We start from the raw sequence: 15997 nt of genomic DNA on the forward strand, positions 1-15997 counted from the left end.
AGGAGTCGTCCTACGTACGGGTTAAGCTGCCGGACCACCAACCGGCCGCTGGAGCCACCCATGTCCGAGCTGATCCTGCACCACTACCCGACTTCGCCCTTCGCCGAAAAGGCGCGTCTGATGCTGGGCTTCAAGCAGCTGTCCTGGCGCTCGGTGACCATCCCGCCGCTGATGCCCAAGCCGGACCTGACGGCGCTCACCGGTGGCTACCGCAAGACCCCCGTGCTGCAGGTCGGCGCCGATATCTACTGCGACACCGCGCTCATCGCCCGCCGCCTGGAGCAGGAAAAGGCCGTGCCGGCGCTGTTCCCCGAGGGCCACGAACTCACGGCGGCCAGCTTTGCCCTGTGGGCCGACTCGGTGATCTTCCAGCACGCCGTCAGCCTGGTGTTCCAGCCCGAATCCATCGCCATGCGCTTCGGCAAGCTGCCGCCGCAGTTCCTCCAGGCCTTCGTCGCCGACCGCAGCCAGCTGTTCAGCGGCGGCACCGCCAGCAAGCTGCCGATCGAGCAGGCCAAGCACCAGTGGCCGGCCTTCATGGCGCGCGTCGAGCAGCAGCTCGCCCGCGAGGAGGGCGACTTCCTCTTCGGCGAGCCCTCCATCGCCGATTTCGCCCTGGCCCACAGCCTGTGGTTCCTCAAGGGCACGCCGATCACCGCGCCGCTGGTGGACGACTACCCCTCCGTCGCCGCCTGGCTCGGCCGCGTGCTGGGCTTCGGCCACGGTGCGCCGAGCGAGATGAGCGCCGAGCAAGCCATTGCCGTGGCCCGCGACAGCCAACCGGCCGCGCTGCCCGACGAGGAGTTCGCCGACCCCAATGGCTACCAGGCCGGCCAGCGCGTGGTGATCGCCGCCACCGACTACGGCTGTGATCCGGTGGAAGGCGAGTTGCTCCACGCCGGCGTGGAGAGTCTGATCCTGCGCCGCGACGACGAGCGCGCCGGCACCGTCCACGTGCACTTCCCGCGCATCGGCTTCAGCATCCGCCCGGCCTGAGCCCGACCGGGCCGGGACACTGCCGCGTCACCGGGGTACGCAGGCGCGGCAGGTTCTCGGCCATCTCGCGGAAGTGCTGCAAGCGCTCGTAGCAGAGCGCCATTTCCCCGCTGTTGCGGTTGTACCAGGCGTCCGGCGCGCCGCAGCTGACCAGCCGCAGGTTCAGCGGGCGCGGCGGGCGGAACAGGCGCAAGACCTCGCTGACCATCTGTTGCAGGCGATCGCCATCGCGCAGCAGCGCAATCAGTGGCTCGGCCTCCTCGCGGTTCACCGATGGCGTATCCCAACTGAGCTGCCACGCCGCGTGGCGCTGGATCGACGCGCTGTGCCGGGTGTGGCGTATCCACTCCAGGGCCTTGCTCGCCTGGCGGAACTCCTGGTCGCAGTAGACCGCGCGCTCATAGGGCAGCCCGGTGAGCGGCGGCAACCAGTCCAGCCGCGCCATGTCGCTGCCGTAGAGCAGGCAGGCGATGTTGTAGTAGCGCTGCTCGTCCAGCGGATGGCTGTCCCAGGCCAGCACCTGGTCCGGCGGCGGCTTGGGCGTCTGCCACTCCAGCCGCCAGTAGTCGGCGATATCCAGCAGGCGTGCGTCCACCTCGTCGCGCGGCAGCCTGGCATAGAGGCGGAACAACAGGATGAAGCCGAGCTGGTCCGCCGCATCCTCCTCGCGGCCGAGCACCGGCAGGTCGTACTCGGCGATCAGCATGTGCCCCATCTCATGCATCACGCTGAACTCGGCATTGGCCAGCACGAAGCGCGCGACGTTGGGTGTCAGCGGCTGCGGCGGCGGGGCGGCGAACAGGAGGTGGCTGCAGAGCAACAACAGCAGTGCCCAGTATGAGCTGTGCAACCGGGGATGCCCGGAGAGCGGGGACGCAGCGACAGTGACAGCGTGCGAAGCGGGCATGGCGACCACCGCGAGCGAGAGGCGCCTGATTTGACTCTAGCACCGGCACCACGCGGGCTGCGGAGCGCTTGTCGGAAGTCCGTGCGCTGCGTCCCTGTAGGAGCGGGCCATGCCCGCGATCCGCCGGCAGGGCCGGCGTCCGCGTCTCCACGACCGCCAGTTGGCCAACACCGCGCCAGGACCTTCGCTGCCGCCCACTCCCAGCAGAGCAGCGGACCTTGTCCGCGATCGCGGGCGTGGCCCGCTCCTACAGGGAGAGCGCTTTCCCGCAGGCACAAAAAAGCCCACCGGGAGGTGGGCGTTTCTTGTCAGCGCGCGGAGCTCAGTCCTTGCGGCGCTTGAGCTGGTCCTGCAACTGGGTCGGCAGGCCGCGGATGATCAGCATGTCGCGTTCCTCGTCGTACTCCACCTTGCTGCCCAGCAGGTGCGCCTCGAAGCTGATCGACAGCCCCTCGGCACGGCCGGTGAAGCGGCGGAACTGGTTGAGGGTGCGCTTGTCCGCCGGGATTTCCGGCGACAGGCCGTAGTCCTTGTTGCGGATGTAGTCGTAGAAGGCGCGCGGCGCCTGGTCGTCCATCAGCTCGGAGAGCGCGTCCAGGGCCATCGGTTCGCCGATCTTGGCCTGGCTGGTGGCGTAGTCCACCAGCACGTCGGTCTTCTCGCGGGCCTGCTCTTCGGGCAGGTCCTCGCTCTCCACGAAGTCGCTGAAGGCCTTGAGCAGGGTGCGGGTCTCGCTCGGGCCGTCGACGCCCTCGGTGCAGCCGATGAAGTCGCGGAAGTAGTCGGAGACCTTCTTGCCGCCCTTGCCCTTGATGAACGAAATGTACTGCTTGGAGGCCTTGTTGTTGCGCCATTCGGAGATGTTGATCCGCGCCGCCATGTGCAGCTGGCCCAGGTCCAGGTGGCGCGACGGGGTCACTTCCAGCGCGTCGGTCACCGCCACGCCTTCGCTGTGGTGCAGCAGGGCGATAGACAGGTAGTCGGTCATGCCCTGCTGGTAATGGCAGAACAGCACGTGGCCGCCGGTGGACAGGTTGGACTCTTCCATCAGCGTCTTCAGGTGTTCCACCGCCTGCTTGGAAAAGCCGACGAAATCCTTGCCGCCGTCCAGGTACTCGCCCAGCCAGCCGCTGAACGGGTAGGCGCCGGACTCGCCCTGGAACAGGCCCCAGGCCTTGTTCGGCTTGGCGTTGTAGCTCTCGTTGAGGTCGGCCATCAGGTTCTCGATGGCCTGGGAGTCGCCCAGCTCGGCGTCGCGCGCGTGCAGCGTCGCGGGGTTGCCGTCGGGCTTCTTGTCGATCAGGTGGACGATGGCGTGACGAATCGGCATGGCGGACCCGGATGTTCAGTGCCCGCGCCGGCGCGCGCATCGGCGCGGCGGCAAGGCGGGCGGATTGGAAAACGACAGAGTTTACCCGACCCGGCGGCCGGATGCGCGACGCCGATCAGTCCGCCGCTGGCACCAGCCCCGCGTCGCGCTCGCGGCGGTTGCGGCGCAGCTGGCGCAGGCGGCGGATCACGTAGTTCAGGTGCAGGTGCAGCTCGTACAGCTCGTTGTAGTACGACAGCGGCACCTCCACCTTGGCCAGTTCGGCCTCCAGTTGCTCCAGGCGTTCGATCTCGCTGCTCAGTTCGGCGCTGCCGGTGCGTTCGTCCAGGCGCCGGTCGATCTCGCGCAGGTAACGGTACCAGCGGTAGATGCGCGCGCGGATGCGCCAGCGGTACAGCGGGCCGATGGACTTGAGCAACGGGATGAGGATGGCGATGAAGGGGATCAACAGGATGATGTAGCGGTCCGCCAGGGACGCGATGCGGAATGGCAGGAAACGCTGCAGCAGCGGCGGGCCGCTCTTGTAGTAGCGCCCGGCGTCTTCCTGCAGGGCCAGGGTGCGTGGTTCGGCGCTGGGGAAGGCGCCGGCCGCATCCAGCAGGCTGCCGCTCTTCATGACGCTTCGCGCGGCCTCGAGGATCAGTGGCGTGAGCGCCGGATGGAAGTCGCCGTTGACCACCAGGGTGGCGACCGGGGAGAGGGTGGCCAGGTCCTGGTCCGGCACATTCTGCGCCAGGTTCAGCAGGCCTTCGCTGACCTCCACGCGCTTGAGGAAGGGAATTCGCGCCTCGTAGGCATGGGCGCGGCGAAAGCCGGTGAGTTTCAGCTCGGGGCTGGCGGCCAGGCGCTGGATCAGCGGGTTCTCCGCCGGGCCGACGAAGAAGGCGGCGTCCAGCTGGCCGGCCAGCAGTTCGTTGGCCACCGCGTTGCCGCCGCGCGCCTGCCAGCCGGCCGGAAGCGGCTCTGTGGATATCTCGTTGGCCTTGAGGATGGCCCCGGTGACCGCCTCGGTACCGCTGCCGGCGCCGCCGATGGCCACACGCAAGGCGAGCAGGTCGGCCAGGCGGTCGATCTTCGCTTCGCGGCGCTGGAACAGCCACAGCGGTTCCTGGAACATCGCCCCGAGGGTTTGCAGGTGGGCGCGCTGCGCGGGTTCCAGTTGCAACTCCTGGCCGCTCTGCACCAGCGCCAGGTCAACGCCGCTCGCGTCGTCCAGCAGTTTGCCGAGATTCTCCCGCGAGCCCGCGGTACGCACTAGCTTCAGGTCGAAGCCCTGCTTGGCCAGCTCCTCCTTCAGCCGCTGGCCGAACACCGCGTAGCCACCGCCCGGCGCGCCGGTCGCCAGGGTGGCGCTCATCGGTGGCGGCGGGGCGACGAAGTAGAAGACCGCCGCGACCAGCGCGGCCAGCACCGGCACCAGCCAGAGGTTGGCGCGCACCAGGATGGCGAGGTCCTTGAGCATGTTCAGAAGGCGTTGCATGGGGAGTCCTTGTGACGACGTGCTGTCCTGAAAAGATAGCCAGCCTGGGCGCTGGTGAATGGCGGGCGACGAATCAGGTGTTTCCGAACTGCCTGCACGGCGGCGCAATGGCGCGGGATTTCCTTCTTCCCGTTGCAGGAGTTTCCCTGCAGGAGCGGGCCATGCCCGCGATCCGCCGGCAAGGCCGGCGAATCCGCCATCGGCAGGGCGCAAACCGTTATCATCGCAAGCCTCGAAACACGGCGGCGGATTTCACGGCATGCGCATTCTCCACACCTCCGACTGGCACCTCGGCCAGCACTTCATGGGCAAGAGCCGGGAGGCCGAGCACCAGGCGTTCTGTGCCTGGCTGATCGAACAGGTGCGCGAGCAGGCGGTGGATGCCGTGATCATCGCCGGCGACGTGTTCGACACTGGCGCGCCGCCCAGCTACGCCCGCGAGCAGTACAACCGCTTCATCGTGGCATTGCGCGACACCGGCGCGCGCCTGGTGGTGCTGGGCGGCAACCACGACTCGGTGGCGATGCTGGAGGAGTCCCGCGACCTGCTCGCCTGCCTCGACACCCAGGTGATCGCCGCCGTCGGAACCGACCTCGACCGCCAGTTGCTGGTGCTGCCCGAGCGTGGCGGCCAGCCCGGCGCCATCCTCTGCGCGATCCCCTTCATCCGCCCGCGCGACGTGCTCACCAGCCAGGCCGGGCAGAGCGCGCAGGACAAGCAACTGGCGCTGCAGCAGGCGATCCAGGCGCATTACCGCGCATTGTTCGAGCGCGCCCAGGCGCAGCGCGAAGCCCTCGGCCGGCACCTGCCGATCATCGCCACCGGCCACCTCACCACCGTCGGCGCCAGCGCCAGCGAGTCAGTGCGGGAAATCTACGTCGGCACGCTGGAGGCCTTCCCCACCAGCGCCTTCCCGGCGGCGGACTACATCGCCCTCGGCCACATCCACCGGCCGCAGAAGGTCGGCGGCCTGGAGCACATCCGCTACAGCGGCTCGCCGATTGCGCTGAGCTTCGACGAGGCGACCCAGGGCAAGGAAGTGCTGCTGGTGGACCTGGATGACAGCGGCTTGCGCAGCGTCACCGCGCTGCCGGTGCCGCGCTTCCAGCCGCTGAAATCGGTGTCCGCCAGCCTCGCCCAACTGCCCGCCGAGCTGGCCCGCGTCGCCCGCGAGGGGAGCGCAGAGCAGCCGGTGTGGCTGGAAGTCATGGTGCACACCGACGACTACCTGAGCGACATCCAGTTGCGCGTCGAGAAACTCTGCGAGGAGTTGCCGGTGATCGTCCTGCGCACCCGCCGCGAGCGCGGCACCGCGCAGGCGGCGTTGTTCAGCGAAGCCAGGGAAACCCTCGACGAACTCAGCCCCGAGGACGTGTTCCGCCAGCGCCTGGACGCCGAGGACCTGGACGCGCCGCTGCGCGAACGCCTGACCGGTCTCTACCGCCAGGTCGTCGCCGAGTTGCAGGAGGAGCGCCCGTGAGAATCCTCAGCCTGCGCCTGAAGAACCTCAACTCGCTCAAGGGCGAATGGAAGATCGACTTCACCGCCGAGCCCTTCGCCGGCAACGGCCTGTTTGCCATCACCGGGCCGACCGGGGCGGGCAAGACCACCTTGCTCGACGCCATCTGCCTGGCGCTGTACCACCGCACGCCGCGCATGAGCGTGCTGTCGCAGAGCGGCAACGAACTGATGACCCGGCACACCGCCGACTGCCTCGCCGAGGTGGAGTTCGAGGTGACGGGCCAGCCGTACCGTGCCTTCTGGAGCCAGCGCCGGGCCCGTGACAAGGCCGAAGGCGCGTTGCAGGCGCCGAAGGTGGAGCTGGTGCGTATCGACCGCGACAGCGGCGAGGGGCAGATCCTCACCGACAAGATCAACGACAAGCTCAAGCAGACCGAGACGCTCACCGGTCTGGACTTCGAGCGCTTCACCAAGTCCATGCTGCTGGCCCAGGGCGGCTTTGCCGCGTTCCTCGAGGCCAACGCCAACCAGCGCGCGGAGCTGCTGGAAGAGCTCACCGGCACGGAAATCTACGGGCTGATTTCCCAGCGCGTGTTCGAGCGCACCCGTGAAGTACGGGGCGCGCTGGACCAACTGCGCGCCCGTGCCGAAGGCTTCGAGCTGCTCAGCGCCGAGCAGCGCGGCGAGCTGGAACAGCAGGGCCGCGATGCCGCCGCGCAGGAAACCGCCGTGCAGGCACAGCACGCGGCCGTCCAGGCCCAGCGCCGCTGGCGCGAGGACCTGGGCCGCGCGCAGCAGCAGCTCGAACAGGCGGGCGTGAAGGAGACCGCCGCGCGCGAGGCTCTCCAGCAGGCTCAGGCCGACCTGCAACGCCTCGCCGACAGCGAGCCCGCTACCCGCCTCCAGCCGCTGCACCAGGCCTGGCGCAGCACTGACGAGAGCGTCGAGCAGGGCCGCAGTGCGCTACTGGACAATCGCACGCAGCAGCTGTCCTGCCGCGAAGCGATCGCCCAGGCGCTCTGGGAGGCCAGCCATTACGCGCAGCAGATACACGCCGCGCGCGAGGGCGATTACCAGGCGCTCAGCCTGCAACGCCAGGCGCTGCAGGCGCGGCTGGCCGAGCATCCGCAGCACGCGAAGCTGGGCGAACTGCTCGGCGGCTGGCGCGCGCAGTTCGCCCAGCGTGCACGGCTGGCGCAGGCCATTGCCGATCTGCTGCGGCAGGCCCAGGCGGCCGACCAGGCCTTGCAGGCCGCGACGGGCCAGCGGCAGAGCCTGCAGGGCAATGTCGTCTTCTTGCAGCAGCAGCTCGATACGGCCGCCGCGCAGGAGCGCCAGCATCAGCAGTTGCTCGATGGCTTGCTGGGCGGCGCTACCGAGGGGGAATTGCGCGAGCGTCTGCAGCAGGCACAACAACAGAGCCGCGGGCTGGATCGCCTGGAGCAACTGGCCCAGGCCCGCGCCCAGGCCGCCGCGCAACTGGCGCGCTGGCAGCCGGAACTGGACGCGCTGCGCCAGCGCAAGGCCGCGCGCGACACGGCCATCGTCGCGCTGCGCGAGCGCTACCAGGCGACCAAGCAACAGGTCGCCGACAAGGAAAAACTCCTCCAGCAGGAACAGCGCATTCACCAGCTCGAACACCTGCGCGCGCAGTTGCAGCCCGGCGAGGCCTGCCCGCTGTGCGGCTCGCCGGAGCACCCGGCTATCGCGGCTTACCAGGCGCTGGATATGTCCGCCACCCAGCAGGCGCTGGAGCAGGCGCGCCAGCAACTGGCCGAGCTGGAAAGCCAGGGCATCGCCCTGCGCGGCGAGCTGGCGGAACTGGACGCGCAACTGCAGCAGGGTCAGCGTCAGCTGGACGACGCCCAGGCCGCATTGGCGCAGCATCAGCAGGCGTGGCAGCAGCAGTGCGATGCCCAGGGCGTCGTCCTCGACGACGACCTGCAGCTCGGCGCCGAACGCGCGCGCCACGAGGCCGCGCTGGCCGCCTTGCAACAGCAACTGAGTGCGCTCGACGAACACCGCGCCGAGCTCCAGCAGGCGCAGCAGCAGCGCCAGCGCGCCGAGCGCGATCACGCCGAGGCGGCGCAACGGCTGGCGCTGTTCGACCAGCAGCAGACCCACGAACGCCAGCGCCAGGAAGAACGCGCCCAGCAGCTCGCGACCCAGCGCGCCGAGCTGCAACAACAGGAACAGGCCCTGGCCGCCGCGCTGGGCGAGCTGGGCTATGCCGTGCCCGACGACGGCGAGCAATGGCTGGCCGAGCGAACGGCGCAGTGGCAGCAGTGGCAGCAGGACCAGCAGCGCGGTCAGGAACTCGCCGCCGCCGAGCGCGATGCCGAACAGGCTGCCCGTGCGGCGCAACAGGTGGCCGAGCAGTGGCAGCAGCGTTGGCGAGCCGCCGGCTTCGAGCCGCGCCAGCCGCTGGCGAATCATCCGGCTGCGCCACAGGCGCTGCTCCAGGCCGAGGAGCACCTGGCGGCAGCCCAGCGTCAGGCCGATGCCTTGCAGGGGCGCGAGCAGTCGCTGGTGGAGCGCGTGGAACAGGAACAGGTGCGCCTCGCGGAGCGCCTGGCAAGCTGGCAGCACGCGCTGGCGGCCAGCCCTTTCGCCGACGAATCCGCCTACCTCGCCGCGCTGCTGGACGATGTCCAGCGCAGCGAACTGACCCAGCTGCGCCAGCGCCTGGAAACCGCGATCACCGAGGCGGTGACCCTGCGCGACGCCGCGATCCGGGACGTCGAGCGTTTGCAGGGCGAACCCCACGGCGAATTGCCGTTGGAGGAACTCGACCGGCAGTTGCAGGCACTCGCCACGCAACTGCGGGAGCTCGGCCAGCGACAGGGCGAGATTCGCGCCCAGTTGCAGGGCGACGACAACCGCCGCGCCAGCCAGCAGAGCCTGTTCGCCGACATCGCCCGGCAGGAGCAGGAGCACGACCTGTGGCAGCGCCTGAACAGCCTGATCGGCGCCTCCGACGGCGCGCGCTACCGGCGCTTTGCCCAGGGTCTGACCCTCGATCATCTCGTGCATCTGGCCAACCGCCAGTTGCAGCGCCTGCATGGGCGCTACCAGTTGGCGCGGCGAAGCGACGGCGAGCTGGAACTGGAGGTGCTGGATACCTGGCAGGGCGACACGACGCGCGACTGCAAGACGCTGTCCGGCGGCGAAAGCTTCCTGGTCAGCCTGGCGCTGGCGCTGGCGTTGTCCGACCTGGTCAGCCACAAGACCAGCATCGATTCGCTGTTCCTCGACGAGGGCTTCGGCACCCTCGACGGCGAGACGCTGGAGGTCGCGCTGGATGCGCTCGACAGCCTCAACGCCACCGGCAAGACCATCGGCGTGATCAGCCACGTCGAGGCACTGAAGGAGCGCATCCCGGTGCAACTCAAGGTGCACAAGGGCGTCGGCATGGGCTACAGCCAGCTCGATGCGCAGTTCCGTTTCGAGCCGGAGAAAGCGTGATGAACCGGCCGGCGCGTCACTGCGATGAGCACGATCTGGCCGACTGGGTCGAGCTGCGCCTGCAACTCTGGCCGGGCGATCACGCGGATGCCTTCCGCGAAGAGGCGCGTGACATTCTCGCGCAGCCCCATCGCTATGGCGCGTGGTTGCTGCGCGATGAACAGGGCAGGGCGCTCGGGCTGGCGGAGGCCTCGGTGCGCAGCGATTACGTGAACGGTACCGATGGCTCGCCGGTGCTGTTTCTCGAAGGCATCTTCGTCCGCGAGGAGGCCCGCCGGCAGGGCGTGGCGCGGGCCCTGGTACGCGCGGTGCAGGCCTGGGGCATTGCCCGTGGCTGCGTGGATTTCGCCTCCGATGCAGCGCTCGACAACACCGCCAGCCATGCCTTGCACCGGGCGTTGGGCTTCGTCGAGACCGAGCGCGTCGTCTACTTCAGGAAGCCGCTTCACGATTGATCCACATCAGGCGGAACGCGAGTGCGGCAGTGCTGTCAACTTGCAATCGACGCCAGGCGAGATAGGCTCAAGACCGCGTCACTCAGCCAATCGCGCCCGAGTCGGCACCCACAGGTATCGTGATCTTTCGTAGAGGTGATTTGAGATGAAGCAATCCGCATCGGCTCCGAAGAAACCCGCAGCGGCCAAGCCCGCCGCGAAGCCGGCTGCGAAAGCGGCCAGCAAACCTGCCGCAAAACCTGCCGCCGCCAAAGCCGCGGCCGCCAAACCCGCCGCCAAGACGGCTGCTGCCAAGCCAGCCGCAGCCAAGGCTGCCACCGCAAAAGCCGCTCCGCGTCGCGCCCCCGCGCTGGCCACCCCGTCGGACCTGAGCAAGAACGCCACCCGCGACCTGTCGGCTGCGCTCAACCGCCTGTTGGCGGATGTCTTCGCGCTGTACCTGAAGACCAAGAACTTCCATTGGCACGTCAGCGGCCCGCACTTCCGCGATTACCACCTGCTGCTGGACGACCACGCCACCGAAATCTTCGCGATGACCGACGCCATCGCCGAACGCACCCGCAAGATCGGCGGCAACAGCATTCGCTCTATCGGTCACATCGCCAAGCTCAAGCGCATCCTCGACAACGACGCCGAGTTCGTCCAGCCGCTGGACATGCTCGCCGAGCTGCAGGAGGACAACAAAGCGCTGACCTCCTACATGCGCGAGGTCCATGACCTGTGCGACGAGTACCACGACATCGCCACCGCCAGCCTGATCGAGAACTGGATCGACGAGACCGAGCAGCGCACCTGGTTCCTCTTCGAAACCAGTCGCCGCGGGGACAGTACCGGGCACTGATCTCGCTACACCACAACGCCGGCACCCTTTTGGGTGGCGGCGTTTTTTATGTGGGCGAAAGTCACGATGTGTGCTGCCTGCACGGCAGTGCGCTCGCCCGCGCCGCCCTGGCGCAACCTTCCCCTTGCTGAGCTGCCTATCCGGCAGTGAAAGTCTCTCTTGCTGCAGCATGATTTCAGCATTACCGAAACCGTAGGGCGCATAACGCTGAAAGCGTTATCCGCCGCAGATGCCCCACGAACCTTCTCGGCGGATAACCGCAAGCGGTTATCCGCCCTTGTACCTCAGGGCTGCCTGCACGGCAGTGAACTGCGACTGCCTGCGCTGCAGGCCTGTCCTCCATTTCTGAGCTGCCTGCACGGCAGTGAACCGCGACGCTGCCCAGGCCAGGGTGGCGGAGCTTTTCTGAGCTGCCTACACGGCAGTGAACGCGCACGGCCTTCGCCAGGTTGTCGGTGTAGTTTTCTGAGCTGCCTACACGGCAGTGAACAAGTCATTGGTAGCTACGCCGGCCTCTCGCAATTTCTGAGCTGCCTACACGGCAGTGAACCAGGTGTCCGGGCTGGGAAAGAGCAAGAAGAATTTCTGAGCTGCCTTCACGGCAGTGAACTCGCCGAGGTGGGCGCGTGCGGGCGGCCTTTTTCTGAGCTGCCTACACGGCAGTGAACGCGTTGGCGCGTGCGGTTTGCTCCGTGGTCAGTTTCTGAGCTGCCTACACGGCAGTGAACTTGAAGGGCAGGTAACTGTAGTTCTCCCGGTTTTTCTGAGCTGCCTACACGGCAGTGAGCGCGGCAACTGCGGTCGCGTTCGCCGCGGGTCATTTCTGAGCTGCCTACACGGCAGTGAACGAGCTGGGCGACAGCACCATCAACTGGTTCAATTTCTGAGCTGCCTACACGGCAGTGAACACGTCGCAGGTATTCGGCATCGCCTTGGAGTGTTTCTGAGCTGCCTACACGGCAGTGAACTAGAGCCTTTCTGATGTAACTATCTGTCTCCAAAACAAAAATCAGCCACGGTGACGATCCGACCCTCTTCCAGGCTGAATCGCCAAGTGATTGATTTTATTAGGGCTGGCAATCTCTCCGAAAAAAGGGTCAGAACCACGGCAGGGTGGCGCTGTCGCTCAGGCCGTAGCGGTTGAAGCGCCCGGCACTGGGCTGCGCTTGCAGCGGGCCGTGTCGGATGAACAACAGGAAGCGCTGCCCGCTGTTCCGGCTGTGCAGGCGCAGGAAGGGCAGGTCGAGCTGGCGGCCGGCGGTGTCCGGGATGCGCTGGCGTGCTTGCTCGGCGCTGATGCCGTGGCGGCGCACCAGGCGGCGGCGCAGGCGCTCGGGGTTGCTGTCCACCTGCACCCGGCGCACCGCGCGATACTGTGCGTCAGCGGGTATCGGGCGCCGCTCGCCGATGGCCACCTGGTCGCGCAGGCTGTGCAGCCAGGGCAACGCCATCAGGTGGTCCAGCGCCGCCGCGTTGCCATGCAGACGCAGCAGCTCGCCCAGCCACGGGCGGGCTTCGTTGACCTCGGGGAAGCTGACGCCGATCTGTTCGTCCGGCAGCGCCACCAGTGCCTGATGCAGTTTGGTGAACAGTGCGCCGAGCAGGTGGGCCGGGGCGATTTCCGGATCGGGGCGGATGCGCAGGTCGAGGTAGTGCTCCATGGTTCACCCCGCCTCGCCGAAGACGCCGCCGCGAATCAGCACGGCCAGCACATAGTGCTGGTCGCCTGTTCGTTCCGGTGCCTTGCCCTTGAGTATCCAGTTGTCCAGCAGGGTGTAGAAGTCGGCCTTCTCCTTGGGCTGGCGGTAGGCCTTGCCCTGGGTCGTGACCGAGCCATAGGGCTCCACGGCGATCGGGCCGAGTTCGTCGGCGCCGGGGTACCAGGTGTCGACGCTGCGGATGGCGTTGCCGAGCTTCTGCGAGTGGATGCCCGCCACGCCATTAACGTGGTAGAGGGTCTTGCTCTTGTCGCCGCGGCCGCGGTCGAGGATCAGTTCCTGTGAGGGGAATACCTCTTGGCCGCGGCCGATGCGCACGTAGGCGCTGATCGAGAGCAGCACATGGCATTCACCTCGCAGGCCGGCGGCGAACAGCATGGACAGTGCGCCGAGATCGTCCCGCGCGGCGGCGCTGGCCGGCGCCTCGAAATGCCGCAGCGACAGGTCCAGGGCGTCGAAGGTCCAGCTCGCGGCGGGCTGGCCGTCCACCAGGTGCTCGATCAACACTTCCACTTGCTCGGCACCGATGCGGTTGCGCCACAGCCAGCGCGCATTCGCCAGGTTGCTGGCGTAGCGGTGGGCCAGTTCGTCGAAGCGATGTTCGGCGACATAGGCCTGGATGGTCTGCTCCAGTCGCTCGCGGTAGGTCGCGTCGTTGCAGGCGGAAGGGCTGCCGGTGCCAGCCAGCACACGCAGGCTGAACTGCACTTTCAGGGTGTCGGCATCGTGGGGCAGGGTGGCAACATCGACGGTTTGCAGGTTGGGGCTCTCGATGGCAGCATCGAGCTTGGCCGGGTCCTGGTCCTTGCTCTTGAGGCGGTTGGAAATGGTGCCGCGCACGGACTTCGTGCCGATGCCCAGCGCCGCCCAGGCGCTGCTGTTGTTACGCTGTGCCCAGTCGCCGCCATAGAACAGCGCGTCGGAAGGGTCGAGCTTGCGTTCGAAAGCAAGAACGGAGGCGGTCTTGAGGGTTTCGTTGGCCATGATCGGTTCCTTGGGTCACTCAAAGTCGTAGTGGGCAGCCGCCGAAGCGGCGTAGTCGTTACGGCAGCGATAGAGGCCGAGTTCCTCGGCGTGCTGCGGGTACCAGAGCAGTTGCTGCGGGCTGTGCAAGCGGTGTGGGCCAAGCCATTGGCCCACCGAGTAGAGGCTTTCCACGAAGGCGAAGGGCGCCTGGGGATCGCGTGCATTCGCCACGCTGCCGGGCGCATGCGGCCCGCTTAGGGTGGCGTAGCCCACCGGGATCGGGACGATCCAGCCGAGGCTGTGCGGGTCATGCTCCCAGCCGGCCCGCTCCGTTTCCGATTCCGCGCGGTAACGCCAGTTGATGCGCGACAGCGAGAGCCAGGCGTCGAGCCGGCTGGCGTGCGGGTCGTCTGCCTGCAATGCCCGCAAGCGCGCGTCCAGCAAGTCATCCCGGGCCACCAGGGCGAAGCCCGGTAACAGTCGCTGCCGGGCTTTTTCGAAGCTCAGCGCGCGGTCTTCCGTGTTGCCCTTCAACGCCACGAAGAACGGCTGCTGCCGGGCAGCGGACACACGAGACGGGATCAAACTGCCCCCGGCGATCCGCAGGTTGTCCAGCAGGGCGCGCACGAGGACGGCGATGGCGGCGGCCGCGCTGCCGTCATCCAGGCCATGGGCATCGAGTTGCGGGCTGGTCACGCCCAGCACCAGGCTGATCTCCAGGTGGATGCGGCCTTCCTCGACGATGGCGGCGGTGCCGCCGTCCCTGCCTACGGGGTTGCGGGTCAGGCGGAAGGCGCGGACGAAGGGGCTGTCGGTGACCTGCTCCTCGAACGCGTGACAGACCACGCCGACCGCGTGGAAGCGCAGGTCGAGCCCGGCCGCCAGGGTTTTGCGTTGCAGGGCCCACATCAGGCCGATGAACGCGGTGATGGCGGGGAAACCGTGGGTTTGCGGGCTGGAAAGGGCATTGGCGTTCTGCATGCGCAGGCGCGGCAGCACCAGCAAATGATCGACGTGCGGACACTCAGCCATGCTGCGTTCCCCCCGTGAACAGGCGCCGCTGCAGGGGCGCTGGCCAGGCGGCCACTTCCACGATGGCCTGCCGCGCCCAGTGCGCCGCTTCGACGTCGCCCACCGGCAGGTCGCGGCCTTTCAGGTAGGCGTTGACCCAGTGGGCGAAGCTGGTGGCGATCTGGTCGAGCCAGTCCTTCAGGTGAAAGTCGAGAGTGAACCGTCGATCTTCCTGCTCATGCGTCGGGCGCGGCTCTAGCTCGGCGCGGCCGGGGTCGAGCCAGAGCTTTTCCGCGTCCGGCAGGCGGCAGTCGTCATCGCGGGTCCAGCCGGGGGGGAAGCGATCCTGTACGTCCAGGCCGAAGGCCGCCAGGGAATCTCCGAGCGCGCGCTCAATGCGCTCGCGACGTTGGCGGGTTGCTACAGTGGGCGGCGGGTCACTGACAAGAAAGTCGGCCAGCGCCTTGAGTTGGCCGGCGACACCAGGAAAGCGCGCGAAGCGCTCCAGAGCGGAATCGAGGCGAAGGAAATCGCGGGGAATATCCTGCTTCCAACTCGGCGGCAGCGAAGCCAGCAGGTAATTGACCCCACCGCGCTCGCTGTTGAGCTGAGAAATGTTCTGCGGCTTGGTCCCGCCCAGCCTGCGCGCCACCAGCTTCTGATAGTTGTGGTATTCGCCGTGGTGGGGCGCCTTAGCACGCCGTGCGCGCCGCACCTCCCTGTTGGCCTCACCGAAGCGTGCTTCGCTGATATCGGCGTGGATGGCTTGGGCCAGGCTGCTGGAGAACAGCGGTTGCAGCAGGTGATAGCCGTCGTCGTCTTCCGCCGCGCCTGACACGCACCAGTACAACTGCTTGGCCATGGCGTGGGAGGCTGGTTGGCCACTTTCGTTGCGGATCAGATTGCTGAAGGCCGCCGCCCATTCCCGCGCGGTGCTTTCGTCGTCGTGCAGCGCCGCCAGCAGGTCGGCATCCTCGGCCAGTAGCCAGTCGAGCAACCGGCGTTCTTCGACCTCCACCTTGAGGAACTTGTACACATCCAGCGCGGCGGCATTGCCGACGATATCGTCCGCGTGGACATCACCGAGGCTGTGGGTGCCGATTTCATCGTGGGGGTGAAGCGATGCCGGCGGGCAATGCAGGCTGCTGCCACGCGCATCCGGGTGGGTGGCCTTCAGTACATGGGTTACCGCCTGGATCTGCGCAACGCGCCGCGCGGCGTCCCCCAGCCAGGTGGTGTACTCGTACTTGCCGGCGGCATCGCTTTCGCCCTCACCCTTGAGCTTGGCGTCGCGGCGTTCGCTGATGAAGCCCTCAATGGCCTGGCGGAATCGCCACCGTCGTTGTGGGTTATCGCTCATGGCACAC

General features: G+C 67.6%; 12 protein-coding genes and 1 CRISPR repeat array. Of the genes, 5 read left to right on the plus strand and 7 right to left on the minus strand.

Translation table 11 applies throughout. The features are described 5' to 3' along the window. Positions 1–60: 60 nt before the first annotated feature. A complete protein-coding gene (locus ACNFIA_RS14545; RefSeq protein WP_416785909.1) occupies positions 61–996 on the plus strand; it encodes a glutathione S-transferase family protein in 936 nt (311 codons plus the stop codon). Here ACNFIA_RS14545 and ACNFIA_RS14550 read toward each other — a convergent pair. The 3 genes from ACNFIA_RS14550 to ACNFIA_RS14560 all read right to left on the minus strand — a co-directional run bounded on the left by ACNFIA_RS14550 (position 977) and on the right by ACNFIA_RS14560 (position 4713). After that, the gene (locus tag ACNFIA_RS14550; protein WP_416785912.1) at positions 977–1903 is read right to left on the minus strand and encodes a DUF4344 domain-containing metallopeptidase; all 927 of its coding nucleotides are present in this window, start codon (positions 1901–1903) and stop codon (positions 977–979) included. The two genes, ACNFIA_RS14545 and ACNFIA_RS14550, sit on opposite strands and share 20 nt — an antisense overlap. Before the next feature lie 322 nt (positions 1904–2225). Then, on the minus strand, positions 2226–3233 hold the full coding sequence (gene yejK / locus ACNFIA_RS14555; RefSeq protein WP_259757020.1) for a nucleoid-associated protein YejK: 1008 nt from the start codon (positions 3231–3233) through the stop codon (positions 2226–2228). A gap of 115 nt (positions 3234–3348) precedes the next feature. Then, positions 3349–4713, minus strand: coding sequence for a TAXI family TRAP transporter solute-binding subunit (locus tag ACNFIA_RS14560; RefSeq protein ID WP_416785915.1), 1365 nt, complete (start codon positions 4711–4713; stop codon positions 3349–3351). A gap of 259 nt (positions 4714–4972) precedes the next feature. Between ACNFIA_RS14560 and sbcD the strand changes: the two genes are divergently transcribed. The 4 genes from sbcD (at position 4973) to ACNFIA_RS14580 (ending at position 10935) form a co-directional block, all read left to right on the plus strand. Further along, positions 4973–6193: an exonuclease subunit SbcD gene (sbcD, locus tag ACNFIA_RS14565; protein ID WP_416785917.1), complete on the plus strand. Its 1221-nt coding sequence runs from the start codon at positions 4973–4975 to the stop codon at positions 6191–6193. Continuing rightward, a complete protein-coding gene (locus ACNFIA_RS14570) occupies positions 6190–9639 on the plus strand; it encodes an AAA family ATPase (RefSeq protein ID WP_416785920.1) in 3450 nt (1149 codons plus the stop codon). The genes sbcD and ACNFIA_RS14570 overlap by 4 nt, the downstream gene beginning before the upstream one ends. Further along, on the plus strand, positions 9639–10094 hold the full coding sequence (gene aac(6'), locus ACNFIA_RS14575; RefSeq protein ID WP_416785922.1) for an aminoglycoside 6'-N-acetyltransferase: 456 nt from the start codon (positions 9639–9641) through the stop codon (positions 10092–10094). The genes ACNFIA_RS14570 and aac(6') overlap by 1 nt, the downstream gene beginning before the upstream one ends. A gap of 349 nt (positions 10095–10443) precedes the next feature. Then, positions 10444–10935: a Dps family protein gene (locus ACNFIA_RS14580; RefSeq protein WP_259759717.1), complete on the plus strand. Its 492-nt coding sequence runs from the start codon at positions 10444–10446 to the stop codon at positions 10933–10935. Positions 10936–11217: 282 nt separating this feature from the next. Beyond that, a CRISPR array of direct repeats spans positions 11218–11903; the repeat unit is 28 nt; unit sequence TTTCTGAGCTGCCTACACGGCAGTGAAC. Positions 11904–12032: 129 nt separating this feature from the next. Here ACNFIA_RS14580 and cas6f read toward each other — a convergent pair. From cas6f to csy1, 4 genes are read right to left on the minus strand one after another with little or no spacing between them, the layout of a single operon-like run. Further along, the gene (cas6f, locus tag ACNFIA_RS14585; protein ID WP_416785924.1) at positions 12033–12596 is read right to left on the minus strand and encodes a type I-F CRISPR-associated endoribonuclease Cas6/Csy4; all 564 of its coding nucleotides are present in this window, start codon (positions 12594–12596) and stop codon (positions 12033–12035) included. Positions 12597–12599: 3 nt separating this feature from the next. Next, positions 12600–13637 carry a type I-F CRISPR-associated protein Csy3 gene (csy3, locus tag ACNFIA_RS14590; protein WP_416785927.1) on the minus strand — a complete coding sequence of 346 codons (1038 nt, stop codon included), beginning with the start codon at positions 13635–13637 and terminating at the stop codon, positions 12600–12602. A gap of 15 nt (positions 13638–13652) precedes the next feature. Beyond that, positions 13653–14651: a type I-F CRISPR-associated protein Csy2 gene (gene csy2, locus ACNFIA_RS14595; RefSeq protein WP_416785929.1), complete on the minus strand. Its 999-nt coding sequence runs from the start codon at positions 14649–14651 to the stop codon at positions 13653–13655. After that, positions 14644–15990, minus strand: coding sequence for a type I-F CRISPR-associated protein Csy1 (gene csy1, locus ACNFIA_RS14600; RefSeq protein ID WP_416785931.1), 1347 nt, complete (start codon positions 15988–15990; stop codon positions 14644–14646). The genes csy2 and csy1 overlap by 8 nt, the downstream gene beginning before the upstream one ends. Positions 15991–15997: the final 7 nt, after the last annotated feature.

It is taken from the genome of Pseudomonas sp. NY15437, from assembly GCF_048068435.1.
GTDB lineage: Bacteria > Pseudomonadota > Gammaproteobacteria > Pseudomonadales > Pseudomonadaceae > Pseudomonas > Pseudomonas nitroreducens_B.